This is a genomic window from Lysinibacillus sp. FSL M8-0355, from assembly GCF_038008985.1.
Taxonomy (GTDB): Bacteria; Bacillota; Bacilli; order Bacillales_A; family Planococcaceae; genus Lysinibacillus; species Lysinibacillus fusiformis_D.
Map to the genome: position 1 here is coordinate 1,677,389 of NZ_JBBPAI010000001.1, position 26,052 is coordinate 1,703,440.

General features: G+C 38.9%; 27 protein-coding genes and 1 pseudogene. 24 read left to right on the top strand and 4 right to left on the bottom strand.

What is annotated here, in order from left to right; all coding sequences use genetic code 11:
• The first annotated feature begins 40 nt into the window (after positions 1-40).
• The 22 genes and pseudogenes from MKY46_RS07955 to MKY46_RS08060 form a co-directional block, all read left to right on the top strand.
• On the top strand, positions 41-1,948 hold the full coding sequence (locus tag MKY46_RS07955; protein WP_036118410.1) for an ATP-dependent DNA helicase: 1,908 nt from the start codon (positions 41-43) through the stop codon (positions 1,946-1,948).
• Between the two features lie 227 nt (positions 1,949-2,175).
• Positions 2,176-3,636 carry a sensor histidine kinase gene (locus MKY46_RS07960; RefSeq protein WP_051891581.1) on the top strand — a complete coding sequence of 487 codons (1,461 nt, stop codon included), beginning with the start codon at positions 2,176-2,178 and terminating at the stop codon, positions 3,634-3,636.
• Complete coding sequence (locus MKY46_RS07965) at positions 3,629-4,207, top strand: ANTAR domain-containing response regulator (protein ID WP_036118407.1); 579 nt, start codon at positions 3,629-3,631, stop codon at positions 4,205-4,207. The genes MKY46_RS07960 and MKY46_RS07965 overlap by 8 nt, the downstream gene beginning before the upstream one ends.
• Positions 4,208-4,290: 83 nt before the next feature.
• Positions 4,291-5,535, top strand: a complete 1,245-nt coding sequence (gene eutH, locus MKY46_RS07970; RefSeq protein ID WP_036118404.1) for an ethanolamine utilization protein EutH — start codon at positions 4,291-4,293, stop codon at positions 5,533-5,535.
• 26 nt (positions 5,536-5,561) lie between these two features.
• Complete coding sequence (gene eutS / locus MKY46_RS07975; protein ID WP_036118401.1) at positions 5,562-5,903, top strand: ethanolamine utilization microcompartment protein EutS; 342 nt, start codon at positions 5,562-5,564, stop codon at positions 5,901-5,903.
• A gap of 10 nt (positions 5,904-5,913) precedes the next feature.
• Positions 5,914-6,414 carry a EutP/PduV family microcompartment system protein gene (locus tag MKY46_RS07980; RefSeq protein ID WP_036118397.1) on the top strand — a complete coding sequence of 167 codons (501 nt, stop codon included), beginning with the start codon at positions 5,914-5,916 and terminating at the stop codon, positions 6,412-6,414.
• Between the two features lie 17 nt (positions 6,415-6,431).
• Positions 6,432-7,853, top strand: a complete 1,422-nt coding sequence (locus MKY46_RS07985) for an ethanolamine ammonia-lyase reactivating factor EutA (RefSeq protein WP_036118394.1) — start codon at positions 6,432-6,434, stop codon at positions 7,851-7,853.
• A gap of 5 nt (positions 7,854-7,858) precedes the next feature.
• Complete coding sequence (locus MKY46_RS07990) at positions 7,859-9,229, top strand: ethanolamine ammonia-lyase subunit EutB (protein ID WP_051891580.1); 1,371 nt, start codon at positions 7,859-7,861, stop codon at positions 9,227-9,229.
• 9 nt (positions 9,230-9,238) lie between these two features.
• On the top strand, positions 9,239-10,249 hold the full coding sequence (gene eutC, locus MKY46_RS07995; protein ID WP_089933167.1) for an ethanolamine ammonia-lyase subunit EutC: 1,011 nt from the start codon (positions 9,239-9,241) through the stop codon (positions 10,247-10,249).
• A gap of 11 nt (positions 10,250-10,260) precedes the next feature.
• Positions 10,261-10,911 (top strand): ethanolamine utilization microcompartment protein EutL, encoded by a 651-nt coding sequence (eutL, locus tag MKY46_RS08000; RefSeq protein ID WP_036118375.1) that lies wholly within the window; start codon positions 10,261-10,263, stop codon positions 10,909-10,911.
• Between the two features lie 15 nt (positions 10,912-10,926).
• Positions 10,927-12,417, top strand: coding sequence for an aldehyde dehydrogenase family protein (locus tag MKY46_RS08005; protein WP_340833913.1), 1,491 nt, complete (start codon positions 10,927-10,929; stop codon positions 12,415-12,417).
• A 16-nt stretch (positions 12,418-12,433) separates the two neighbouring features.
• Positions 12,434-12,712: a BMC domain-containing protein gene (locus tag MKY46_RS08010; protein ID WP_004269321.1), complete on the top strand. Its 279-nt coding sequence runs from the start codon at positions 12,434-12,436 to the stop codon at positions 12,710-12,712.
• A gap of 202 nt (positions 12,713-12,914) precedes the next feature.
• Positions 12,915-13,505, top strand: a complete 591-nt coding sequence (locus MKY46_RS08015) for a phosphate propanoyltransferase (protein WP_338653536.1) — start codon at positions 12,915-12,917, stop codon at positions 13,503-13,505.
• Positions 13,506-13,517: 12 nt separating this feature from the next.
• A complete protein-coding gene (locus MKY46_RS08020) occupies positions 13,518-14,387 on the top strand; it encodes a phosphate propanoyltransferase (RefSeq protein ID WP_340833915.1) in 870 nt (289 codons plus the stop codon).
• Positions 14,388-14,423: 36 nt separating this feature from the next.
• Positions 14,424-14,708 carry a EutN/CcmL family microcompartment protein gene (locus MKY46_RS08025; protein ID WP_036118365.1) on the top strand — a complete coding sequence of 95 codons (285 nt, stop codon included), beginning with the start codon at positions 14,424-14,426 and terminating at the stop codon, positions 14,706-14,708.
• Entirely contained in the window at positions 14,701-15,069 is a 369-nt protein-coding gene (locus MKY46_RS08030) for a BMC domain-containing protein (RefSeq protein ID WP_036118362.1), read from the top strand. The genes MKY46_RS08025 and MKY46_RS08030 overlap by 8 nt, the downstream gene beginning before the upstream one ends.
• Positions 15,069-16,016 carry a malate dehydrogenase gene (gene mdh, locus MKY46_RS08035; protein WP_036118359.1) on the top strand — a complete coding sequence of 316 codons (948 nt, stop codon included), beginning with the start codon at positions 15,069-15,071 and terminating at the stop codon, positions 16,014-16,016. Before MKY46_RS08030 ends, mdh begins: the two co-directional genes overlap by 1 nt.
• Positions 16,017-16,338: 322 nt before the next feature.
• Entirely contained in the window at positions 16,339-16,812 is a 474-nt protein-coding gene (gene tnpA, locus MKY46_RS08040) for an IS200/IS605 family transposase (RefSeq protein ID WP_036129052.1), read from the top strand.
• Positions 16,813-17,012: 200 nt separating this feature from the next.
• On the top strand, positions 17,013-18,107 hold the full coding sequence (locus tag MKY46_RS08045; protein ID WP_036118350.1) for a helix-turn-helix transcriptional regulator: 1,095 nt from the start codon (positions 17,013-17,015) through the stop codon (positions 18,105-18,107).
• Positions 18,108-18,182: 75 nt separating this feature from the next.
• Positions 18,183-19,679 (top strand): carboxypeptidase M32, encoded by a 1,497-nt coding sequence (locus tag MKY46_RS08050; RefSeq protein WP_340833918.1) that lies wholly within the window; start codon positions 18,183-18,185, stop codon positions 19,677-19,679.
• Positions 19,680-20,156: 477 nt separating this feature from the next.
• Positions 20,157-20,423: a hypothetical protein gene (locus MKY46_RS08055; RefSeq protein ID WP_036128895.1), complete on the top strand. Its 267-nt coding sequence runs from the start codon at positions 20,157-20,159 to the stop codon at positions 20,421-20,423.
• Positions 20,424-20,818: 395 nt separating this feature from the next.
• Positions 20,819-21,235, top strand: a pseudogene (locus tag MKY46_RS08060) (carboxypeptidase M32); the annotation flags it as partial.
• 53 nt (positions 21,236-21,288) lie between these two features.
• Here MKY46_RS08060 and MKY46_RS08065 read toward each other — a convergent pair.
• The 4 genes from MKY46_RS08065 to MKY46_RS08080 form a co-directional block, all read right to left on the bottom strand.
• Positions 21,289-22,950: a b(o/a)3-type cytochrome-c oxidase subunit 1 gene (locus tag MKY46_RS08065; RefSeq protein WP_036118328.1), complete on the bottom strand. Its 1,662-nt coding sequence runs from the start codon at positions 22,948-22,950 to the stop codon at positions 21,289-21,291.
• Positions 22,937-23,428, bottom strand: coding sequence for a cytochrome b5 (locus MKY46_RS08070; protein ID WP_036118325.1), 492 nt, complete (start codon positions 23,426-23,428; stop codon positions 22,937-22,939). Before MKY46_RS08070 ends, MKY46_RS08065 begins: the two co-directional genes overlap by 14 nt.
• 24 nt (positions 23,429-23,452) lie before the next feature.
• Positions 23,453-23,578 carry a hypothetical protein gene (locus MKY46_RS08075; RefSeq protein ID WP_255358839.1) on the bottom strand — a complete coding sequence of 42 codons (126 nt, stop codon included), beginning with the start codon at positions 23,576-23,578 and terminating at the stop codon, positions 23,453-23,455.
• Between the two features lie 300 nt (positions 23,579-23,878).
• A complete protein-coding gene (locus tag MKY46_RS08080) occupies positions 23,879-24,337 on the bottom strand; it encodes a chemotaxis protein CheX (protein WP_036118321.1) in 459 nt (152 codons plus the stop codon).
• Between the two features lie 418 nt (positions 24,338-24,755).
• Between MKY46_RS08080 and pcp the strand changes: the two genes are divergently transcribed.
• The gene (pcp, locus tag MKY46_RS08085) at positions 24,756-25,370 is read left to right on the top strand and encodes a pyroglutamyl-peptidase I (protein WP_271912870.1); all 615 of its coding nucleotides are present in this window, start codon (positions 24,756-24,758) and stop codon (positions 25,368-25,370) included.
• Entirely contained in the window at positions 25,354-26,049 is a 696-nt protein-coding gene (pxpB, locus tag MKY46_RS08090; RefSeq protein WP_340833919.1) for a 5-oxoprolinase subunit PxpB, read from the top strand. Before pcp ends, pxpB begins: the two co-directional genes overlap by 17 nt.
• Positions 26,050-26,052: the final 3 nt, after the last annotated feature.

Below are 26,052 nucleotides of genomic sequence, written 5' to 3' on the forward strand. Positions count from 1 at the left end.
CGCGTATAATAGCATCAGATAGTTAGAGGGGGAACATCAATTGCGTAAATCTTTACCATTTGCATTATCAAAGGACCGTTCATTTTTTGAATCATTAGGTGATTGGATGGGCGATGTCCTTTATGATGAATTACCTGAAAAAGGCTTTGAATGCCGTGATGAGCAAATTTTTATGGCTTATCAAATAGAGCAAGCACTGAAAGAAAAAAATATCCTCTTTGCAGAGGCAGGCGTAGGAACTGGGAAAACAATCGCTTATTTATTACCAGCCATCTCTTATGCACGCTACACAGGGAAGCCTGCGCTAATTGCTTGTGCAGATGAAACATTAATCGACCAACTCGTGAAAGAGGGGGGCGATATTTATAAACTCCAAAAAACGTTAGGGCTCGATATAGATGTTCGTCTTGCAAAATCGAGAGACCAATATTTATGCTTAAAACGCTTTGAGGAAGCAGAAAAAGTGGAGACTGATGAATGGATTGATGATATTGCCTTTTCCATCCCTGATGGTGTCTATGCACAAGGCTCTATGATTGCTTTACAGCCATATGGAGAACGTAGTGACTATCCAACGGTTAGTGATGAGGATTGGCAAAAAGTGAATTACAATGCCATTATGCAATGTTCTGTTTGTGAGCTGCGTAATCGCTGTGGGCAAACGTTGCATCGCTCCCATTATCGTAAATCAACAGATCTTGTCATTTGTTCTCAGGATTTTTTAATGGAGCATTTGGCTACAAAGGAATCTCGTGAGCGTGAAGGTCAGCTTGCTTTACTGCCAGAGGTATCGATGATTGTGTTAGATGAAGGGCATTTATTGGAATATGCTGCGCAAAAGGCAATGACATATAAAGTTCAGGCAACTACCATCGTACAATTATTAGAGCGATTGATGGTAGATGGCGTACGCGAGCGTACACTGTATGCGATGGAAAAATTACAGGATGATCATGAGCTATTTTTTGATCAGCTTCGTGATGATATCGTTGCTTCAAATGAGGATCGTAAACGTATAAACAAATCGAAAGCATTACTTGATTATGGGAAGCAGCTAATAAATGATGTGGAAGTTTTGATGGAAGAATTCGTCTTTGAATCAGAAATGTATATGATTCCTGAATATGAGTTAAATATGGCGGAAGAATACTTAGAACAATATGAGGCTTCCTTACGTATTTTCATAGCACAGGGAGATGCGGTGGATTGGTTAGAGGAAACAGATGGCGAGGAAACGCTTGTCATTATGCCTCGTTTAATCACAGAAGTTTTAGCAGAAAAATTATTCTCTAAAAAGCTTCCAATCGTCTTTTCTTCTGCCACATTATCGGTCAATAAAGACTTTTCTTACATTGCCTACAGTTTAGGTATTCGCGATTACCAATCATTTTCTGTGCCTTCTCCATTCGACTATGAAGAAGTGATGAAAATTTATTTACATGAGCTTACACAACGTGACAAAACAGCGCGTGTTCAGCAATTGCTGCGTGATGGCGAGCAAACATTGATTTTATTTAAATCAAAGCAAGCCATGCTAAACTTTAAGGCAGAATTGCCGATTATGGAGCGTATGTATGTAGCATTTGAAGGAGATCGAGAGCTATCCGCCATTGTTCGAGATTTCCAGCAGGGGACTATTAAAACATTATGCTCCTATCATTTATGGGAAGGCTTAGATTTACCTGAGGAAGCCTTAACACGTGTGATTATTTATGATTTACCATTTCCTCCACAGGATCCATTATTTGATGCGAAACGTATGTTTGCTGAAAATCCATTTGAAGAAGTGGAACTACCTTTCATGCAACTACGCTTGCAGCAAGGGATGGGTCGCTTAATCCGTACATCTAATGACCATGGAGATATTCATATTTTATTAAATGAAGAAGAACAAAAACAACGTGCAGCCTTTGAAAATATAGTAGCGGTTGTACCAGAAATAAAATAGAAAGAAGCGAGTTTGCCATAAAGGTAAGCTCGCTTTTTTAATATATTAAAATAACATTATGGGTATGGATATAATGTGGTGGTTTAAAAAACTGTTGAATATTTCTCTTTTAAGCTATATAGTTCTTTGTAATGCAACGAAATTTGGTGAAAGAAAATATTTTTTGTATTGAAAATAATTTCACAAAAGGTTTATAATAATGACAAGAATTTTTAAGAATAGTCAAATTGCTTGCTGACTATTCCTTGATAGGGGGCTTAAACCTGTCGAACATTCAATCATTGTGTAGAAAATATACAAATCTATCGGCAACGGATATTGACAAGTTAATAGAAATTGAAGCTACGCTAACGTATTATGCTGAGTTGACTGATTGTTATATGTTCATAGATTGCCTGCTGGAAAATTTACCGCATGCAATTGTTGTGGCAGAGGCATTCCCGAAAAAGGAAATTGGTTTATATGAAAAATCAGTTATCGGAAAATTCGTATTTGAAAGTTTTGAACCAGCTGTATTTGCTGCATTCAAACATCAAGAAAAATCTTCTATTTCCAGAGCGATTACGCAGGAAGGGATTACGGTAGAGCAAAATGTGATGCCTATTTTTAATGAGCAACAGCAAGTGATTGCTGTGTTGATTCAGGAAAAAATGGTGAAGATGCAAACGACACCGAAAGATGATTTTCAAAATATGCCTTTTGCTTTAATTGAGCATATTGTAGAACCGAATCCGCAACCGATACCCGTAGTTTCTGATTTACTTGTAGAGTCCATAATTCTCACCAATCATGAAAATAAAGTGATTTATAGCAATCCTGCTGGCTATCATTTTATTTCTGAGCTATCGGGATTAGAGAACTTTGACAATGTTGCATTGGATAAAATTTTACCTTTTTTACAAGAAGTCTATGATAAAGGCGATGATGTCTTTTTCTTAGAAATTACAATTGATCGTAAATCCTTTATTGTAAAGAAAATTCCGATTCGCAGTCAAAACGAGAAGGTCACTCTACTCATTATTCATGATCTAACAGAGCTTAAGCTGAAAGAAAATGAGTTAATGATGAAAACCTTTGCGATACGAGAAATTCACCACCGCGTGAAAAATAATCTTCAGACAGTGACAAGCTTATTACGCCTGCAAATGCGCAATGATCGGTCTGCTGCGAATGCAAGTGCTTTTCAAGAGGCATTAAATCGAATATATAGTATTTCATCTGTTTATGAGCTTATTTTAGAAAATGAAGATAACGCTGAAGAAAAAGTAGATGTTATCGCGTTAGCTAAAAAAATTGGTCATAAAATGATTGATACGTCCAATACAGCAACTATTCAACTAGCCTTTCAACATGATAATTTGCAGCTATTCTGTCATTCAAAAAAAGCGGTATCTCTCGCACTCATTATTTGCGAGCTCCTGCAAAATGCATTAAAGTATGCTTTTATCGGTCGTGATGAAGGAACCATTGATATTCAATTCATTCAGGAAGAGTCTACTATTTCACTCCATATTTCTGACAACGGCGTTGGAATGCAAGAGGTGAAGGCATCTTTTGGGATGGAGATTATCACAAGGCTTGTAGAGTATGATTTAGCTGGCTCATTTTCAATTATCCCTAGTGAAGAAGGTACACATACTCAAATTCAGTTTCCTGTAAGTGAGGAGGTATTTATCGTAAATGACTAGGAAAGTTATGATTGTCGAAGATGAATCACTGATTGCGATTGATTTGAAGTTTATGTTAGAAGACAATGGCTACGAAGTAGTAGCACAGGCGAGTAATGGGGAAACAGCCATTGAATTAGCCTTTTTACATAAACCGCAATTAATCTTAATGGACATTAAAATGCCTAAACTTGATGGGTTGAAGGCAAGTAAAATTATTGAACAACAGCTTGGTATACCCGTTCTTTTCATCTCGGCATACAGTGAAAAAGAATTGTTGCTATACATGAAGCAAGACAATATATTAGGCTATGTCATGAAACCGTTTTCTGAGAAAAATGTGTTGCCTGTGTTAGAGGTTGCTTTTCATCAAATTGATAAATTTAACCGACTCAATGGCGAGATCTTACATAAGCAAACACAATTGGAAAAACGAAAAATCATTGAACGAGCAAAGGGTTTGCTCATGCAGGCTGAAAACATTAGTGAGGACGAGGCTTACCGTAAGATTCGCAATGAAAGCATGCAAACACAACAGGAAATGGTACACATTGCACAGCAAATTATAAACACCTTACAAGTCAATAGTTGAAGCAAAGGCGCTTTAAAGAGATTTTTTCTTTAAAGTGCCTTTTTTTATATAAATTTAATAATGAAAAAGGGGTGATGAGTAAGATGGCAATGATAGGAACGATTATCGTTTATATTATTATGATTTGTGCTGTTTTAGGGGCAATCGGGGCTATCCGAGATGCTGAGTATGGGATTGGGAAAGAATTTATGAATGGGATTCATACCGTTGGGCATATTTTTGTTCCAGCAGCAGGGATCATGGCAGCTATACCTTACTTAACATGGTTTATTAGTCATTTTATTAGTCCGATTTTTGAGTTAATTGGTGCAGATCCTGCGATTGCAGCGACGACGATTTTAGCCTCGGACATGGGTGGTTACCAATTAGCCAATGCGTTAAAGGAGTCTTATGAGGGATGGGTAATGGCTCTTGTTGTTGGCTTTATGTCAGGTGCTACCATTGTATTCTCAATTCCAATGGGTCTTGCGATGTTAGATAAGCGTGATCATAAATATATGGCGCTAGGTATTATGGCTGGCGTATTAACAATTCCGATTGGTGCATTTATTTCGTCGATCATGATCGTGCTATTTAACACAGAAGTGCGTGAAGTTATTAGTACAACAGAGGCACCTACATATGTATTTGCCATTTCTGTTTTACAAATATTAATTAATTTACTACCGTTATTCATTTTCGTTATTTTAATCGCACTAGGCTTAAAGCTTATTCCGAACGGTATGATTGCAGGCTTCATGATATTCGGACGCGTGATGGATGCGGGGATTAAATTAGTGTTAGTGTTCTCGATTGTAGAGATTTTCACAGGTATTTTTACAAAGATATTTGGTGCGTGGGGCTTCGATCCAATCATGGCTGATGAAATCGACCAATTCCGGGCATTAGAAACAGCTGGTTATATTGGAATTATGCTAGCGGGTGCGTTCCCAATGGTGTATTTAATTCGAAAATATGCTTCCAAACCACTTGAAGCGGCTGGTAAAAAATTAGGTTTATCATCTGTAGGAAGTGCGGGGATTTTAGCAACAATTGCTAATATTTTGGCGATGTTTACACTGATTCGCCATATGCCACCGAAGGATAAAGTAATTAACATCGCGTTTGGTGTATGTTCGGCCTTTTTATTAGGCGATCACTTATCATTCACAGCTAACTTCCAGCCAACCATTATTTTACCTGTAATCGCTGGGAAGTTTTTAGCCGGTGTTATTGCGATTATTTTTGCTTATAAGCTTTCTGTACCAACTGCATTAAGGCTGGAAATTGAGGATCGCAAGGCAGGCATTATTAAAGAAGGCGAATATTTAACAGATCAAAAATCTTAATTGATTAAAAAGTGAGGTGATGACGTGTGAGTGAAGAGAAAAAAAGATTTATTCAGGAGTTTGTGCCGGGTAAACAGCTAACATTGAGTCACCTTATAGCCAATCCTGATCCCGATATGTTTCAAAAGCTGGGTATCCAAGAATCGGGCGCACTGGGCATTATGACGTGTACCCCAAGTGAAACGGTGATTATCGCAGGAGATTTAGCGACAAAGGCTGCCAATGTCAGACTAGGATTTTTAGATCGTTTTACAGGTAGTCTCGTTATTGTTGGTAGTGTATCAGAGGTGGAAATGGCGATGTTAGAAATTAATCGTTTTTTATCTGAGGTATTAGGTTATACACCATCAAAAATAACAAAATCATAGGATGTGTCATATGAAAAATCGAGTAATGATAATAGGCGGTGTGCAGGCAGGAAAGTCAACATTGATGAATACGTTGTTGGGTAAAGAAAGCAGTGCCAATAAAACACAAGCACTCGTTTATGATGACTGGATTGTTGATACACCAGGTGAATATGTTGAAAATCCAATGTATTACAGGAATATTATGGCAACATCATTGGAAGTAACCCATGTCATTTACTTGCAGGATGCCACCTCTGCAAGAAGTGTGTTCCCTCCGCAATTTAGCTTAGGGATTCCTAAAATACAGATTGGTGTTATTACCAAGATAGATGCCCCTAATGCCAATATGGAAAGGGCTATAGCCTTATTAAAAAATGTGATGACACATGGGCCCATCGTGAAAACCTCTTCCTGGCAAAAGTTAGGCATCGAGTTGATTGAACCATTGATTCAACTTACGACACAGGAAGAAATTCGTCAATTCGTCAAGGATCGCGATAGTCCGTATCTCATGTATTGCTCACAGTAGCGAGAGGGAGGTATAGGGTGAAAACTGAAAAAATATTTAGTGCAGGCATTGATATTGGGACAAGTACTACCAAAATGGTGGTCAGTAGTTTTCTGTTAAAGAATGTTGCTGGTGTGACACATGTGCCAAGGATTGAAATTATTGAGAAAACGGTGTTACATCAAAGTCCAATCATTAAAACACCTTTTATCAATCGAGACATCATCGATATGAAAAAAATTGAAGAATTTATTTTTCAGCAATATCAATTAGCACAAATCGCACCAACTGACATTTCAACAGGTGCCATTATTATTACAGGCGAATCGGCCACGAAGGAAAATGCAAGCGAGGTTGTCCATACCATTGCCGATGGTGCAGGTCATTTTTTAGTTGCTACCGCTGGTCCTGATTTAGAGGCCATCATTGCTGCTAAAGGGGCTGGTACCCTACAGCAATCAAAGAATTCAGCTAAGGTGATTGCCAATATTGATATTGGCGGAGGAACTGCCAATATTGCTGTGATGCAGTTTGGAGAAGTTATTGGTACATGTACCTTACATGTTGGTGGTAGATTGATTGAATTTAAGGATGGGAGGGTTCAATCAATTTCTCCGCCACTCATGCGACTAATGGAACAATGGGCTAATCCGTTAGCTGTCGGTGATGCGGCCGATGATGCTCGTGTTTCACAATGTATTGACGAAATGGTTGGAACACTTGCCATGATTCTTAGTGGACAGTGTACCGATGGAGAGCATCCATTATTACTAGGGCATTTACCGAACTGGCATAAACCAGTGGATGCCATCGTCTTTTCTGGTGGTGTAGCTTCCTGTATTTATGAAAATGAATGTACTCAGCGCCAATATGATGATATAGGCGAAAAATTAGCGAAAATGCTTATACAACATGAGCAACTACAATCGTTTTTATGGCTACGACCAGAAGAAACAGCACGTGCAACAGTCACTGGAGCGGGTACACAAACAACTGAAATTAGCGGGGCAACCATTCAGGTAGATGCCGAGGTGTTACCACTAAAAAATGTACCTGTTTTCAACTGCCATATGGAGTCAGCGAAAGATTTTAATACTACGGTGAAGACAGCCGTAGAGCGAGCAGATGATTTATTTTCCATCCAGGATAATCGTTCGCCTTTCGCACTCTATTTTAGCGAATTGCCGTATTTAAGCTTTCAGGATGTACATGCATTGTGCCAGGCTATTTTGCAACATTTGGCGACAAGATGCTCCAAGGACATACCAATTATCATAGTCATTCAATCAGATTACGCAAAGATTATTGGACAGACCATACAAGCCATTCATGCGACAGTACCAATTATTTGCATCGATCAAATTAAAGTGGAGACGGGCGATTATATCGACATTGGAGAGGCTCTGCCATCTGGCGTTGTTCCTGTTGTGGTGAAGACCCTTGCCTTCCACTCAAAGTAAGGAGGATGAATGTGAATCTATCGGTGATATTTGGTGGAGAAAAATATAATTTTAAATCATTAAAAGATGTAATGGCTAAGGCCAATGAAGAAAAATCAGGCGATCGGCTAGCTGGTATTGCAGCTGAGACGGTTCAACAACGAATCGCAGCTAAAGCTGTATTAAGTGAGCTTTTAGTCAAAGATATCCGAGAAAATCCATTAGTGCCGCAGGAAAATGATGAGGTTTCACGCATTATTGAGGGCGATATTAATGAGCAAATCTATGGAGAAATCAAAAACTGGAGCATCGAGCAGCTGCGTGAATATATTTTATCGAATGACACAGGGGATCGTGAATTAAAGCGATTAAGTAAAGGGATGAATTCAGAAATTATTGCTGCTGTCACAAAGCTCATGTCAAATCTAGATCTTGTTCATGCAGCCAATAAAGTAGAAATACTGTCAACGTGTAATATTACCATTGGGCAAAAAGGGACACTGTCCTCTCGCCTACAGCCAAACCATCCAACAGACAATATTGATGGCATCATCGCCTCACTAAAAGAAGGACTGTCTTATGGTATTGGAGATGCTGTTATCGGTATTAATCCTGTAGATGATTCAGTTGAAAGTGTCAAAAAGGTACTTACGGCTACAAAAGAATTTATCAATGATTGGTCCATCCCTACACAAAACTGTGTCCTAGCTCATATCACAACACAGATGAAAGCAATTAAGCAAGGCGCACCAGCAGATATGATTTTCCAAAGTATCGCTGGGACGGAAATTGCCAACCGTTCGTTCGGTATTTCTGCGGATTTAATAAGAGAAGCAGAGGAGCTCATTAAAAAGCAAGGAACGGGTACTGGCCCAAATTTATTCTACTTTGAAACGGGCCAAGGCTCAGAGCTATCGGCAGAGGCTCATATGGACATTGACCAAGTAACACTCGAATCTCGCAATTATGGATTTGCAAGACATTTTAATCCTTACATTGTGAACACAGTAGTGGGCTTTATCGGTCCAGAGTATTTATACAATAATAAACAGGTTATTCGAGCAGGTCTAGAAGATCATTTCATGGGCAAAATGCACGGTATTCCAATGGGTGTAGATATTTGTTATACCAACCATATTAAGGCGGACCAAAATGATGTTGAAGATTTAAGTGTGCTACTAACAGCAGCTGGCGTTAACTTTATTATTGCTGCGCCGATGGGTGATGATGTTATGCTCAACTATCAATCAATGAGCTTCCATGATGTGGCTACATTACTCCAAACATTTGGTAAAAAACCAGCACCAGAATATTTAGCATGGTTAGAGAAAATGGGCATTTATGAAAATGGTCGACTTTCAGCAAGAGCTGGCGATTTATCCATTTTTGAAAGGTAGGTGAGTCCAGTGAATGATCAATTAGTCTCTATGATTACACAGCTTGTTATGGAAAAGATGGAGAAAAGCACCGAGAGCCAAGTGCCTGAAACGGTAGCTACTCCAACAGAACAACCTCTTATTACGTTTTATGATACAGCAGCACATCAGGCAACAGAAACAACAACATCAAGAGCAACATCGCAGGAGCCATTAATTCAGCTGTATCAGCATGGAGCTCCACAGCAGGCGACGGTAGCTCCTACTGTTACTTTCGAACAACCCATCAATGTAGCTGTGCCGATTAAGCCTTTTCAGTTTGAGGCAGATACGTTAACGGATAGTGTACAAGCCGCTAAAAAACATACACCTGCTCGAATTGGCGTTGGAAGAGCGGGGACAAGACCAAAAACAAAAACTTGGTTAAAATTCCGACTCGATCATGCTGCTGCAGTGGATGCCGTGTATGGTGAAGTGTCCGAGGGTCTTTTACAAAAGCTTGATGTCTTTCAGGTCACAACGAAAGTCACGGATAAAGAGGAATACATTACAAGACCTGACTTAGGTCGTCGTCTATCAGACGAATCAAAAGCGTTAATTCAGCAAAAATGTAAGCCGCAACCAAAAGTACAGATTATTATTTCGAATGGCTTAAGTGCTAGTGCGATTGAGGAAAATGTGCAAGATGTGTACTTAGCCCTTCAGCAAAGTCTTAGCAATTTAAATATTGATATCGGCACAACTTTCTATATTGATAAAGGGCGTGTTGCTTTAATGGATGAAATTGGTGAGCTGCTACAGGCAGAAGTGATTGTTTATCTCATTGGTGAACGTCCAGGACTTGTATCTGCTGAATCGATGAGTGCGTATCTATGCTACAAGCCAAAAATCGGTACAGTGGAAGCGGAGCGTATGGTGATATCAAATATCCATAAAGGTGGTATCCCACCATTAGAAGCAGGTGCTTATCTAGGAACCATTGTAGAAAAAATCTTGCATTATCAGGCAAGTGGTGTAGAGCTTGTCGCAAAAGAAGGTTAGGGGGCTGAACCATGAATCCTCAAAAAATTATGGCGCAAATTTTAGCGATGCAAACCATTCCAAGAGTGAACAGTGAACTAGCAGAGCAGTTAGATTTGAAGCCATATCAACACAGCATTGGACTTGTCACACTGACAATCGACGATGTGGGTTATGTTGCCTTAGACGAGGCAACAAAAAAGGCAGATGTCGATGTTGTCTATGCGAAAAGTTTTTATGCGGGAGCGGCTCATGCATCTGGCCCATTGTCAGGTGAAGTAATTGGCATCATTGCGGGAAGCTCACCTGATGAAATTCGTAGTGGACTTGATGCCATTCAACAAAAAATTGAATTTGATACGTACTTTGAAGCTATTAATCATAATGACAATCACGCCCTGTTTGCCCATACCGTGGCAAGCTGTGGTACGTATCTTGCCGAGCTTGCAGATGTAAAGGTTGGCACACCACTTGCTTATTTAATCGCACCGCCATTAGAGGCAATGATTGGATTAGATGCAGCATTAAAAGCGGCAGATGTGGAGTTAAAGGTTTTCTTTGGTCCTCCGTCTGAAACCAATTTTGGTGGCGGCTTATTAAGTGGTAGTCAATCGTCATGTGAGGCTGCGGCGAATGCTTTCAGAGAAGCTATTGAAAATGTAGCTAGAAATCCAGTGATCTAGAAAGGAGGCGGCTTTATGGCCACATTAGACAAAGACTTATTAGCGATTCAGGAAATGAGAGATGCTGTAAAACATGCTAATACAGCACAGGCTGCCTACATGCAATTTTCACAGCAACAAGTAGACAACATTGTGAAGGCTGTTGCGGATGCTGCCTTTAAGGAAGCAGACCGTTTAGCAAAAATGGCGGTGCAAGAAACAGGGATGGGTATTCCCAACCATAAAAAGATGAAAAATGAAGTGGCTTCAAGAGATGTCTATGAGGATATCAAAGACTTAAAAACGGTTGGCATTGTGGGTTATGACCGCATGAAAAAAGTAGCCGAAATCGCTAGTCCTTTTGGCGTCATCGCAGGTATAGTGCCAACGACGAATCCAACCTCTACAGCCATCTTTAAAACACTTATTTCTTTAAAAACAAGAAATGGCTTAGTACTTAGTCCACATCCATATGCCGTGAAATGTACGAAAGAGGCTTTAGATATTTGTCGAGTAGCTGCTGAAAAAGCAGGTGCACCAGAAGGTTTACTACAATGTTTAACGATGTCTTCTATGGAGGCAACACAGCAGCTAATGAAGCATCCTGACATTCATTTAATTTTAGCGACTGGTGGCGGTGCATTGGTGAAGGCAGCGTATAGCTCTGGCAAACCTGCTTATGGTGTAGGGCCAGGGAATGTACCAGCTTACATCGAAAAATCGGCTAATCTTCAAAAATCTGTACGTCAATTAGTGCAAAGCAAATCGTTCGATAATGGCACAATCTGTGCAACAGAGCAAGCCATTATTGTGGATAAGGCAATTGCAGAGCAAGTGCAGACAGAATTAAAGAAAAATGGTGCTTATTTATTAAATGCTGAAGAAAAGGCCAAAATGGAGAAATTGATTTCGCCTGTTCCTGGAAAAGTAAATCCACAGATTGTTGGCAAATCAGCTACTTGCTTAGCAGATTCTGTTGGCATTACGGTACCAGACGATACAAAAGTACTCGTTGGATTGGAAACGATGATCGGTAAAAATATTCCGTTTTCTCTTGAAAAATTGTCACCAATCTTTGCCCTTTATGTAGTAGAAAACAGTACAGAAGCAAAGCAAGTCATGATTGACCTGTTAAATATTGGTGGACGCGGACACACATGCTCTATTCACACAGAAAATGCAGCATTAGCTGAGCAATTCTCCGTTGAATTGCCAGTATCACGCATTGTGGTCAATACATTATCATCTATCGGTGCAGTAGGTGGCACAACGGGGCTAGCCCCATCCTTTACATTAGGCTGCGGTACATTTGGCGGCAATATTACATCAGATAATATAACAGCAAGACATCTATTAAATATTAAACGTATGGCGTACGGTATTAAAGATGTTGAAGTGCCAAAACCAGAATTTGAAGTACTGTCCGTTGTCGAGTCGGTTGTAGCACAAGAACCTTCTTTAGATATGACAATGGTTCAGCAAATTGTCGATCAAGTATTAAAACAAATCACATTACAAAATAAATAATTTGGAGGAATGACAAATGAGTACAGCATTAGGAATGGTAGAAACAAAAGGTTTAGTAGGAGCAATTGAAGCAGCGGACGCAATGGTAAAGGCAGCAAGTGTTAATTTAGTAGGCAAAGTACATGTTGGTGGCGGTATCGTGACAGTTCTTGTACGCGGAGATGTGGGTGCGGTGAAAGCAGCAACAGATGCAGGTGCAGCAGCAGCACAACGTGTAGGAGAACTATTATCTGTGCATGTAATCCCACGTCCACACCATGAATTAGAAATGATTTTACCAAAAGCAGAAGCATAATTTACCTTCTTTCAGTAGGAGACGCTTATTGCTATAGATGGTGTGAGATAAATGCCAATATAGCTTCCATTTACAAAACACGTACTGGATAAGAAGCCATTATGCCAAGACGGAATGGATCAGCATGAGAGCTGACCTAACCGTAGGAAAGCTCTTATCTTGTCCAAGTCAAAACAATTTATGAAATATAGAGGTGGCTAACGTGACAACAGCGACAAAAACATTTCCAGTGGCCATTTCGGCTCGTCATATCCATCTTAGTGAAGCGGATTTACAAGCACTTTTTGGTCCAAACGCAACGTTAACAAAGGATTTTGACTTATCACAGCCAGGGCAATTTGCTGCCAAGGAGCGTGTCTCAATCGAAGGGCCAAAGGGCATTATTCATAATGTCCGTGTCCTTGGACCAGTAAGACCAGCAACCCAAGTGGAAGTCAGCCGCACAGATGCCATGAAGCTTGGGGTTACCCCTCCTTTAAGGCAATCAGGAAATATTGAAAACTCGGCAGGCATTAAAATACTTTATCAAGACAAAGTGTTGGAGATACAGCAGGGGGTCATTATTGCACAGGCACACATCCATATGACAGAACAAGATGCCAAAGAATTGGAAGTACACAATAATGAATTGGTTTCAGTGGAAGTCATCAGTGATCGACCTGTCACTTTCCGTGGTGTCGTTGTACGTGTTTCAAATGACTTTAGTTTAGAGATGCACATTGATACAGATGAAGCAAATGCAGGCTTTATCGAACAACAAGCACAAGGTAGATTAGTAAAAGTATCATCGTAAGGAGGAGGCAAGATGCAAGAAGATTTAGTGCAAAAAATTGTGGAAGAAGTTCTGCAACAAGTTTTAAAAAATCAATCTTCCTCTCCACATGACGGTAAAATTCCCGTTGGCGTATCCGCTCGCCATGTCCATCTTGCACAAGCAGAGGTGGAGCAACTTTTTGGTGAGAATTATGAGCTTACACCAAAGTTTGAGCTTTCACAGCCAGGACAATTTGCTGCGGAGGAAACCGTTGTCATCGCTGGTCCCAAAGGATCGATTGAGCGAGTTCGTATTCTGGGCCCAGCTCGCTCCTTGTCTCAAGTGGAAGTAAGCTGGACAGATGCAATGAAAATAGGATTGAAGCCCCCGTTAAGAGTATCGGGTGATATTCAAGGCTCTAGCCCTGTTACATTGATTGGTCCAAAGGGGAGTGTTGTGTTAAATGAAGGACTCATTGTAGCACAGGCACATATCCATATGTCCCCTGCAGATAGTGCGAGATTCAATGTAGTAGATGGACAGTCTGTACAAATCAAGGTAGGGGGTATTCGCCCCATTATTTTATCGAATGTGATCGTCCGCGTATCAGAGCGTTATCGATTAGAAATGCATATTGATACAGATGAAGCAAATGCAGGGTTCATTCAACAAGGAACGTTTGCTGAAATGGTCCATCATCAAGTAAGCGAGCCAGCCATACCTGAGAAAGAACAGTCACCAGCTATACAGAAAGTAGCGCAACCATCTGTCTATCATTATGACAAAAAGCTACTTTCACAAATAGAAGTGCTAGATATCGATGCACAAGAAATTGTGGTCCCGAAGAAAACGATTGTGACAGCACTGGCTTATGATAAATTACGAGAGTTAAATAAAACATTAACAATTCGTTCAGAGTAATAAGAAAATCTGTGTCGCATAAAGAGGGTGAAGTTCATGCAAATGGGAAGAGTGATAGGCAGTGTATGGGCAACACGCAAGGAGGAAGGGCTGAATGGTTTAAAGCTACTCATCATTCAACCAATTGACTCCAATCAACAGCCGATTCGCACAGAAATGGTGGCAGCTGATCGTATTGGTGCGGGTATTGGTGATGATGTACTCATTACAAGCGGTGGGTCATCACGCTATATTATGAAAGAAAATCCGTTACCAATCGATGCAGTGGTCATTGGTATTATTGATTCTACTGAAGTGATGAGAGGTGAGGACAATGAGTAGTGCAATTGGTATGATTGAGACCAAAGGATTAGTTGGTTCATATGAAGCGGCTGATGCGATGATTAAAGCGTCAGATGTGACAATCGTTAAACAAGAATTCGTCGATGGTGGTATTGTGACGATAGTCGTGAAGGGCGACGTAGGTTCTGTACAAGCAGCAGTGGAAGCTGGTAAGGCTGCTGCCATGCGTGTTGGTGAATTATTAGGTGCTCACGTCATTCCGAGACCTGATGAAGAAGTATTCCAAATGATTAAAGGACCAGAGGCATCAAAGAAAAAGCCTGCCACTACAACAGCATCAACACGTGCTAAAAAAACAGCAGACACAACATCACCGACAGATAATAGAGGTGACGCATAATGGCATTTCGTAAAAATAAAATTGCTGTGATTGGTGCAGGTCATACAGGTGCTACATTAAGTTTATTTTTAGCACAGAAAGAATTAGGTGATGTGGTGCTAGTAGATATTCCAGAAGCGGAGAACCCGACAAAAGGGAAAGCATTGGATTTACTACAAACAGGCCCTATCGAAAAATTCAATGTGTCGATTAAAGGGACAAGTCATTACGAAGATATTGCTGGTGCTGATATTGTGGTCATTACAGCAGGTATCCCTCGTAAACCAGGGATGAGCCGCGATGATTTAGTCACAACAAATGCGAAAATCATTCAACAAGTGTCAAGACAGATTAAACACTATGCACCCAACAGTATTGTCCTTGTGTTAAGTAATCCGGTTGATGCCATGACCTATGTGTGTCATAAGGAAACAGGCTTTGCCAAAAATCGGATTATCGGTCAGTCTGGTGTATTAGATACAGCCCGTTTCAATACATTTGTTGCACAAGAGCTACAAATTGCTCCAGAGGATGTATCAGGCTTTGTGTTAGGTGGACATGGTGATGAAATGGTGCCATTAATTCGCTATTCCTATGCAGGAGGCATTCCATTAGAAAAGCTAATTCCCCAGGCTCGACTACAACAAATCGTTGAACGTACACGTAAGGGCGGCGGTGAGATTGTCGGATTGCTAGGCAATGGTAGTGCCTACTATGCACCAGCAGCAGCGTGTGCACAAATGGTAGAAATTATTATGAGAGATCAACGAAAAATTATCCCCTCTATTGCCCTATTAGAAGGAGAGTATGGCTACAACGATCTGTTTTTAGGTGTACCAACTATTTTAGGTGGCAATGGGATTGAATCTGTGATTGAATTGCACCTAACAACTGAAGAACAAGCAGCTCTCCAGCATTCAGCTGAGGCTGTGAAGCAAGTGATTGCTATTTGCCAAAACATTGAATAGGGTAAACAGACTCTGTTCTTTGATAGAAAGAAAGTATCCCCAACTTTCTTTCTTATTGCTCTTAATTAATGTTTGATTGGAAACCGAACATGACTTGAAAGCTAGTTAAAATCCCCCTAATAATATATAAAGCTCTTATTTGTAAGAGGATAAACTGTAGCAAGCTCAAAAGTTTGCTACAGTTTTTTTATTGTGTGCTTTGAAAACCCCCTGCTATGCAGGGGGTTCCGGAAAGCTTTTAGCTATGGACAATAAAAAAACTCCAAACGTACAATAAAGTCAGGTCTAGTCAACCGACTTCGTACGAAAGGAGCCACCATAAATGGATAATAAAAGTTTAGCACATACAACGTGGAATTGTAAGTATCATATCGTCTTTGCGCCAAAGTATAGAAGGCAGATTATTTATGGTCAAATTAAAGCAGATGTTGGAAGAATATTGCGCCAATTATGTGAAAGAAAAGATGTAGAAATCATAGAGGCAACAGCCTGTCCTGACCACATTCATATGTTGGTAAGTATTCCACCGAAATTGAGTGTATCTGCGTTCATGGGTTATTTAAAAGGGAAGAGTAGTCTAATGATTTTCGACCGACATGCGAATTTAAAGTATAAATACGGTAATCGTCAATTCTGGTGTCGAGGATACTATGTGGACACAGTCGGCCGAAATAAGAAAAAGATACAAGAGTATATAAAAAATCAATTACAAGAAGATATCCTGCAAGATCAAATGACGATGAAAGAATTCATTGACCCATTCACAGGAGAAGAAATCAAGAGAAAGAAAAAATAAGTAAGCCGCTTTAGCGGTTTGTGTGAAAACGGAGTGCGGTTGGCAGACCATTCAGAATGTCTTTAGACATGGGCCAGTACCCCAGCGTTTCACGCGCAGAGCAAACCACCAGTTATACTGGTGGTTCTGATTGCACATTCACAACTTATATCATAAAAACAATGATGCCTTCTACTATAATCAAAGTAGGAGGGATGTGGATGAACAACATCGTACAGGAGATGATTGATTGCATTGAAGGTCATCTCTTAGAAGGGTTTTCGTTAGAGCAATTAGGGAGGGAGATGGGCTATTCTCCTTATTATTGTTCTTTCAAATTTCATCAGATGACGGGGATGACGATTAAAAAATATATGTCATTACGAAAAATCTATCTTGCATCCTTGGTATTAAAAGAGACAGAGGAGAAAATTATTGATATTGCTTTCTGCTATGGTTTTTCATCTCAGGAATCCTTTTCAAGAGCATTTAAAAGGGTCTTTGGCATAAGCCCGTATGATTATAGGAGGTCTCCTCAGCCTATGCAAACATTTGTGAAGTTAAATTTAAATGATGAAAGAGGCTGGTTTATAATGGACATTTCTCAAAAATTGAAAATTAGGGAATTGCAGGAAAGTATTTTTGAGCAATTTGATCAAGAGACTTTGAATGTATTAAATGGTCAGATGATGTATGAAGAATTTGAAAAACATCAATTAATGGGAAATAGTGATTATGTACCTTTCAATGAAGCCATGTGTACGAATCCGACTGCTAGCCCGATTTTCAGCGAGGAATTCAATCAAATCCGAGCGGCTGGGCATCAAGTGTCATTACAGGCATACGAGCAAATGACATTGAATCCTTTGAAGCCTCTATGGACAAAAGACTATCAATGCATTGTGTTATGGTTTGGGGATGATATGTTTTGTCAGATGAATTTATTGACCATGCTTGCTTTTCTCGAACAACAAGGATATCAAGGCAAGGTCTATTTCCATATGGTCAAGGAAACGACCTATGATGTAGAGGAAACAGAGCTGGAGCTAGGGGGCTATCTAGAGGTCTATCAAGAAGTTTTCATGTACCATCGTTTTCCGAAGGCTACACTTTTACCCGTCATGTATCAGGGCATTCAATTATATTTTAATTATTTACAGGAAGAAAATGATATTACGACGTATATAAAAAAGCATCTTGAGCAGCCGCTAGGGGATTTAATGAAGCAATTATTTTCTCTCTTCCCTCACTATGGGTTAGGAGATAGTCAATATTTAAAAATAATAGAGAAAGTAAAAGACGAATATTCTGAATAAAAATACTAAAAAGTCCACAATATACAAAATTTTTGAAAATATGATAAACTTATAATGTAAAAGGAGGATGAATGCATGACAGTTCAACAATTTACAGACTATGTGAAGAAAATGCAGCATTATGAGGAAGCACTCAATGTCGTTTATTGGGATATGCGTACGGGTGCACCGAAAAAAGGTTTAGCACAACGTTCAGAGGTAATCGGTACATTATCTGCTTCTTTATTTGATATGCAAACAAGTGAAGAATTGGGGGAGCTTTTAGTAGCTTTAGAGTCACAAAAAGCTAATCTTGACTATGTAACATTACGTTTAGTGGAAGAAGTAAGAAAGAATTATGATCAAAACAAAAAAATTCCAGCTGACGAGTATAAAAAATACGTCATTCTTCAATCGAAGTCTGAAACTGCTTGGGAAGAAGCGAAGGCAAGTAATAATTTTGCATTATTCCTTCCATATTTAGAGGAAATCATTCAATGGCAGAAAAAATTCATTCACTATTGGGGAATTAAAAATGGATCTCCTTACAATACATTACTCGATTTATATGAACCAGATATGACGACTGATGTTTTAGATCAAGTATTTGGTGACCTACGTACATCCATTGTGGAACTTGTCCAAAAAATTGCCAATTCATCGAATAAACCAGATACAAGCATGTTATTTAAGCATTTCCCACGTGAAGCACAGCGTGAATTATCGTTAGAATTGCTTGCTCAGCTTGGTTATGATTTTGATGCAGGGCGCTTGGATGAAAGTGTGCATCCATTCATGATTGGCTTAAACTATGGAGATGCTCGTATTACCACTAAATATGATGAAAATGACTTCCGTTCAGCCATTTTTGGTACAATTCATGAGTGTGGTCATGCGATGTATGAGCAAAACATTGATGAAAAGCTTGCAGGTCTGCCATTGGCTACTGGTACTTCAATGGGTATTCATGAATCTCAATCATTATTTTATGAAAACTTTGTCGGCAGAAATGAAAAGTTCTGGGAGCATAACTACGAGCGTCTTCAGCATTTCTCACCAGCACAATTTGGCGATGTTGCATTAGGCGATTTTTTACGTGCCATCAATATGGTCGAACCATCTTTTATTCGTATTGAAGCGGACGAATTAACGTATCCACTACATATCATGATTCGCTATGAAATTGAACGTGATCTGTTCAATGGTGATTTACAGGCGAAGGATCTACCACAAGTTTGGAATGATAAATATGAGGAATATTTAGGCATTCGTCCTGAGTCTGATGCACAGGGAGTGCTACAAGATATGCATTGGTCAGGTGGCATGTTCGGTTATTTCCCATCCTATGCATTAGGAATGATTTATGCAGCACAATGGAAGCATGCGATGGATAAGGATATTCCTCATTTTGATGAGCTATTAGAAAAGGGAGAGCTACTACCAATTCGAGAGTGGCTAACTGAGAAAGTTCATCAATATGGAGCATTGAAAAAGCCATTCGAATTACTTAAAGAAGCGACAGGGGAAGGCTTAAATGCTAAATACTTAGCAGACTATTTACAAGATAAATATAGGAAGCTCTATCAACTATAAAAAAACAAGCGATTTCTCATTGTAGAGAAATCGCTTCAGACTGTAGACAAAAGCCCATCGAGAAGTTCACTCTCGATGGGCTTTTGTCTACAGTCTGAACATACTAATATGTTAGTATGTTTACTGTTTATATTCATTTTAATTATATATTTTTATAAAAAATTAGAGTTGCCAAGCTTATCTTCTTTTAATGAACTTTGAAAATGTATAACAAAGTTCGATAATTTTAAATGAAAATTGATTAAAATCATCTCTCCCGCCTTTAGTTTTTAGTTGAGAGATGTTCTTTATTGGATATTTATGTTAATATCAATGTGAAGTTTGTGAAGAAATGTACTCAAACTAACAGTGTAGGTTCGTTATACAGGGTTTGGGTATATTGGTAAAATTAATACAAGAAGTTGAAATGTAATGGATGATAAAGTGGAAAAATAGTTTTTATTTTTTGACCAATCAAAAATTTAGGGGTGATTAGTGGTGACACTTAAATGGTTGTGGATATTGGTTATTGCATTTTGCGTACTAGAATGGATTTCAATCCCATTCTTAAGTGCATTTACAGGAAAACTATATCAAGTAGTTGATGGTGTATTAATAATTACTTTTATTATTTATCCATTATTTTTCTTGACTACTCTTTTATTATTACAAAAGGGGAATAAAAAAATTGGTGCAGTAATTTTGCTTATTCCACTAATTGTGTATACCCCCGTGTTAATAAGTCTTCAAACGTTGGTTAAATAATGTATTACTAATTGGGTTAACGGGGTGTTTTAGTACAACAAGAGTTCAAAAATTATCGAACTTTAAAAAATTTAATCTATCACATTAAATAAGAGCATGTTTTGAACAATCATTTTTTCAAAACTTGCTCTTTAGTTTTGTTCTCATATCAAGGTTGATATCGTTAATTTAATCAAACTTTATTACAAATCTACATCAACAAGAAGCATTTGGGTATTTATGTTAGAATTCGATTAAGTTTGTGAAGAAATGTACTTAAACTCATGGGGTAGTTTAATACAAAAATTTTCATGATATTATAAGAAATATATCTGCAAATTGAGACTAGGGATGATTAAATTTGCTGAAGGATTATTAGGTTAAGACTTAGTGAAAACATGGGTGAATATCTGTGCTATGAAATTGAACGTGATCTGTTCAATGGTGATTTACAGGCGAAAGATCTGCCACAAGTTTGGAATGATAAATATGAGGAATATTTAGGCATTCGTCCTGAGTTCGATGCACAAGGTGTGCTCCAAGATATGCATTGGTCAGGTGGCATGTTTGGCTATTTCCCATCCTATGCATTAGGAATGATTTATGCAGCGCAATGGAAGCATGCGATGGATAAGGATATTCTAAACTTTGATGAATTACTAGAAAAGGGAGAGCTACTGCCAATTCGAGAGTGGCTAACTGAGAAAGTTCATCAATATGGAGCATTGAAAAAGCCATTTGAATTGCTAAAAGAAGCGACAGGGGAAGGCTTAAATGCTAAATACTTAGCAGACTATTTACAAGATAAATATAGGAAGCTCTATCAACTATAATATAAAAAAAGCGATTTCTCGTTTCTGAGAAATCGCTTTTTATGTCTAAATGCTTACCACAATTGATAGCCTTTGGAGCCAGCCGGTGAGTTCGAAATAATATCGATAATTGGCACTGTGTAAGCGAATAAAATTAACGCTACTAAAATAACAAGCCATACTTTGAAGTTTTCTAAAATAGCTGGTGTTGGGCCGCTAAGCTCATGTACATCACCAATAGGGAATTCTTCTTCACCTTTAGGTGCAAACCAAGCTAATTTCACGACGATATACATAATGACTAGAATCGCGATAAAGAGAATCGTTCCGCCTACAGCTTGTGCGATTTGATAAGGAATCCAATCATAGGCCTGTGAAGCACCACCATATTCTGAGTAATCTGAGCGACGAGGTGCACCGATAAGACCAGCAATATGCATCGCAGAAGACATAATCGTCATACCAGTAGCCCATAAGATACCAGCGAAATTACTAAGATTATTTAATGATTTCGTCAATGTACGACCTGTTAAATGTGGAATTAACCAGAAGGCCGCACCGAAGTAAGTTAAAACAACAGCTGTAGCAATTGTTAAATGGAAATGCCCTGTAACCCAAATGGTATTATGGATTAATTGGTTCATTTGATAGGAGGCATTGACAATACCACCTGCACCACCAGGAATAAATGCCACCATACCGATAAATGGAACGAAGAAACGAGCATCTTTCCATGGTAATTTTTTAAACCATCCGAACAGCCCTTTACCACCTAATTCACGACCACGTAACTCGAACATGGCAAACATCGAGAAGGCTGTCATAAGAGATGGGACAATTACAGCGAACGTTAATACAACTTGAATGAACTTCCATGTACCATCAATACCAGGCTCTGTTAACTGATGGTGAATCCCAACAGGAATAGAGAAGAGTAAGAACAGCATGAACGAAAGTCTTGCTAAAGAATCGGAGAAAATTTTTCCGCCAATTACTTTTGGAATAATCACGTACCAAACCATGTAGGCAGGTAATAGCCAGAAGTATACAAGTGCATGCCCGAAATACCAGAAGAGGGTACGGGATAATGCAACATCGACACGTTCAATTAAACCTAATGACCATGGTAACAGTTGAATTAATACAGAAGCTGCTACACCAAGTGTTGCCACGAACCACATTAAATTATTGACAACTACCATAAACGATAATAATGGACTGCGTTGTCCGCTACCTTTATTTTCTTTGCGCCACTGTACATAACGTAAAATTTGACCTGCGCCGCCAACCCAAGAACCAACCACGACTAATGTAAGGCCTAAATAGAAAATCCAGTGTGCCTTTAGGGGTGCATAGAATGTATAAAGTACAGTTGCTTTATTCAATAAAACCATGGTTGCTGAAGCAGCTGTACCAATTGTCATTAACCAAAAACCGATCCAGCCAAGTCTACGTTGACTATCAGTGAATGTACCAGATGTACGACTTACACTAGCAATTTGGAAGCCGTAAATAAAGAATGTAGTTAAAATAAGACCAAGTAATACACCGTGTACTGTTAAAACTTGATAATAGCCAATGCCTGCTGGTAATGTAAATTGACCAGAACGCACAAATACTTGTAATAAACCTGCAAGACCACCTAATAGCAATGAGATGAATGCCACATAAATATGTGCCATTGCTAGCTTTGCATCGCGACGATCTACTTTTGTCATCGAATTAGTGTGACTCATTTGAATCCACCACCTTTAGCATAGAGTGCATCATCGTATGTCCTGTACCACAATACTCATTACATACGATTAAAAACTCGCCTACTTTGTTAACTTCTGTTACGTATTCCGAAATATAACCAGGCTCAAGCATCATGTTGATATTCGTACCTGCCACCTCAAAACCGTGCATAACATCTTCGCTTGTTGCGATGAATTTCACCTTTGCACCAAGTGGTACCTCAATTTGTGGAGGATTATAATTGAATGCAGAAGCTACTACTACCACTTCATAATCCCAATCTTTTCCCTCGACCTTATGAACTCCTGGATTATCAAAAGGTGCTGTCTCTTTCACTTTCTCGTAATCTAGTGTTTTTTTACCATTGTTCGGATGGGAGCCTTGATGAAATGCCCCGATACCGAGAATGATCAGGAATGCAACTAAAGTAGCAACTCCGAACACAAGCCAATACTTCTCATACTTATGTATGTGCATATGTTTCTGTCCCTTCTTTATATATTAAAATCTTCCAATGAACAAATCGAAGCAGTACACCCAAAGTAAAATGATGATAATACCAACTCCAAAAACTGCATAGAGTGAACCTTTTAAATTTTCATCTGACTTCTTTTTGTTGTTTGCCATTTTTGCCCCTCCTACGCTTTTTATTGTTGTGTTTCTTACTGTCATCATATAAAAATCCATATCATTTTGATGTGAAAAAAATCACACTTCTACATGTATTATGTGAAGAAAGTGTGAAGAATTAAAAAAAGAAAAAAACAAGCCATCTCAAAAGTCATTGAGAGAGCTTGTTATCTTATTATATTTTGCTTAATTTTAATAAAAACAATAGATGGAGAAAGACTTGCACATTCCTTCCCGTTTTTTCTACCTATACATGAAGGCTGTAGGCTTTTGCATACAATGATCCATTCTAGTTTTTTATCCTTCTTCCTCGATGGTTAATAGAACTGTTAATGCACCAATGCTTGGAACCGAAACTGGGAGAACAAATGCTTTTTCAAAGCCGTATAACTTTGTATTGCCCACCATCACGGTTGGAGGAGTGATATCAATTTCTAAGCTTTCTTGCCCAACAGTTGTACATAAATTTCCTGCAATCATGTTACCAAATTCTCCAGTAAAGGATTCTAGCATTTCTCCCTCCAGTGGCATACCGAACATGGTACTCCCAATCCCGCTAAACACATCGGGGGATGAATCAATGATAACGCGACCCTTTACATCTCCAATTAAACCAATTAATACGCCCATTTGCTGCTGTTGAAAGGGTTCAGAAATAATACTAGGCGACTTTACTTCTATATCCATAGGAAGAATGGATTTTAAAGCGTGAATAGTCCCGTTTAAAATAGTTTGAAAGTACTTCGAATTACTCATCATTACCGCATCCTTTTTCCGACTTTTCTACATCTTACCATGTAAAAAGGGTAAGATGAAAGTATGTCTTGACGAATTAACGTGAAATTTATAATATAATAATGAGAATGATTTTCAAATTCAATGAGATGGTCTGAAAGCCTAATAAAAAAATACATAATTTATATGAAAAGGAGCGGTTAGCAATGACATTCGTATTGATTGGAGCAGCTGTAGTGATCTATATTGGTGTTGGGAAATACGTCATGAAACAGGCGACTGCACATTTGAAATAATTACAGCCAAAAGAGTATGGAGCATCAGCGCTTCATACTCTTTTTACTTGCCCAAATGAAGAGAAATATTTATTTTTTCAGAAAATTGTTGTAAAATAAAGCCAATCCTTTAGGGTTATACATAAAGAAATCAGGTGACTAACATGACAAAACTATTAGTAACGGGGTTTGAGCCATTCCTTCATTATAAAATAAATCCAACGATGCAAATTGTCGAAAATTTAGATGGAGAAACAATAGGAGACTATCGCATTGTTGGACGAATTCTTTCTGTAGATTTTCAGCAATCGGCGGAACAATTAAAGCAGTATATAGAGGAAGTAAAGCCACAAATTATTATTTCTTTAGGATTAGCAGGAGGGCGTTTTAAAATAACGCCAGAGCGCATTGCCATTAATGTGAAAGATGGTGAGCCTGATAATAATGGCTACACGCCGGTCGATGAAAGCATTGATAAGGATGGAGCGGATGCTTATTTAACGAATTTACCGATTCGCAATATGGTGAATCGCATACAGGCAGCGGGGTATCCAGCAGAAATTTCAAATACTGCAGGTACGTACTTATGCAATAATATTATGTATGAAGGACTTGTTTATGCACAGCAACACGAAGGGGTTCGTGCTGGCTTTATTCATATTCCGGCATCATTTGACCTGGCCATCCAACATGGCAAAATTCCTGGCTGGCATATCCGAGATTTAATAGCTGCGGTAAAGCTTTGTATTGAGGAGAGCATACGTGCAACCAATCATTGAATTTCCTCATGCGATGTGGATTAGCCAACATACTATTCGCTTTGCATTCAAGGAGGAAATCTCCCACGCCAACTTTCAGGCAGTCCAAGCATTTAATCGGTTTCTGAAACAGCAGCTACAGCATAATCTCGTCGAAAGTGTTGCAAGCTATCATACTGTTACAGCCTATGTCAAACAGCCTCTAGATATCGGTTCATTGAGAGGGGATTGGCTAGAGATGCAAACTCTCACAGCAATGGCAGAAGGAACGAAGAAAATTTTAAGAATACCCATTTGCTATGATGAGGAATTTGCCTTAGATAAGCAGCGAGTCATGAACTATACAGGTTTATCATTTGAAGACTTTAAAACATTACACTTATCGAAAAGCTATTATGTTTATGTTATGGGCTTTTTACCAGGTTTTCCTTATTTAGGTGAATTAGATACTAAGTTGTGTGTACCACGCTTAAAGAAGCCACGAGCTACTGTTTCAGCTAGTTCTGTTGGTATAGGCGGTAGGCAAACAGGCATCTACCCTGTTGAGTCACCAGGTGGCTGGAATATTATCGGGAAAACTCCTCTAGATTTATTTAATGTTGATCGCCAAGAGCCATTTTTATTGGCTCTTGGCGATGAAGTTCAATTTTATGAAATAACTAAACAACAGTTTTGGGAAATGAAAAGCAAAGGAGTGTAGCGA

Coding starts and splice junctions, on each gene's coding strand:
- MKY46_RS07965 (WP_036118407.1), top strand. CDS start 3,629: ATGACTAGGAAAGTTATGATTGTCGAAGATGAATCACTGATTGCGATT.
- eutH (WP_036118404.1), top strand. CDS start 4,291: ATGGCAATGATAGGAACGATTATCGTTTATATTATTATGATTTGTGCT.
- MKY46_RS07980 (WP_036118397.1), top strand. CDS start 5,914: ATGAAAAATCGAGTAATGATAATAGGCGGTGTGCAGGCAGGAAAGTCA.
- MKY46_RS07990 (WP_051891580.1), top strand. CDS start 7,859: ATGAATGTGAATCTATCGGTGATATTTGGTGGAGAAAAATATAATTTT.
- eutL (WP_036118375.1), top strand. CDS start 10,261: ATGAATCCTCAAAAAATTATGGCGCAAATTTTAGCGATGCAAACCATT.
- MKY46_RS08005 (WP_340833913.1), top strand. CDS start 10,927: ATGGCCACATTAGACAAAGACTTATTAGCGATTCAGGAAATGAGAGAT.
- MKY46_RS08010 (WP_004269321.1), top strand. CDS start 12,434: ATGAGTACAGCATTAGGAATGGTAGAAACAAAAGGTTTAGTAGGAGCA.
- MKY46_RS08020 (WP_340833915.1), top strand. CDS start 13,518: ATGCAAGAAGATTTAGTGCAAAAAATTGTGGAAGAAGTTCTGCAACAA.
- MKY46_RS08025 (WP_036118365.1), top strand. CDS start 14,424: ATGCAAATGGGAAGAGTGATAGGCAGTGTATGGGCAACACGCAAGGAG.
- MKY46_RS08030 (WP_036118362.1), top strand. CDS start 14,701: ATGAGTAGTGCAATTGGTATGATTGAGACCAAAGGATTAGTTGGTTCA.
- mdh (WP_036118359.1), top strand. CDS start 15,069: ATGGCATTTCGTAAAAATAAAATTGCTGTGATTGGTGCAGGTCATACA.
- tnpA (WP_036129052.1), top strand. CDS start 16,339: ATGGATAATAAAAGTTTAGCACATACAACGTGGAATTGTAAGTATCAT.
- MKY46_RS08045 (WP_036118350.1), top strand. CDS start 17,013: ATGAACAACATCGTACAGGAGATGATTGATTGCATTGAAGGTCATCTC.
- MKY46_RS08050 (WP_340833918.1), top strand. CDS start 18,183: ATGACAGTTCAACAATTTACAGACTATGTGAAGAAAATGCAGCATTAT.
- MKY46_RS08065 (WP_036118328.1), bottom strand. CDS start 22,950: ATGAGTCACACTAATTCGATGACAAAAGTAGATCGTCGCGATGCAAAG.
- MKY46_RS08070 (WP_036118325.1), bottom strand. CDS start 23,428: ATGCACATACATAAGTATGAGAAGTATTGGCTTGTGTTCGGAGTTGCT.
- MKY46_RS08075 (WP_255358839.1), bottom strand. CDS start 23,578: ATGGCAAACAACAAAAAGAAGTCAGATGAAAATTTAAAAGGTTCACTC.
- MKY46_RS08080 (WP_036118321.1), bottom strand. CDS start 24,337: ATGAGTAATTCGAAGTACTTTCAAACTATTTTAAACGGGACTATTCAC.
- pcp (WP_271912870.1), top strand. CDS start 24,756: ATGACAAAACTATTAGTAACGGGGTTTGAGCCATTCCTTCATTATAAA.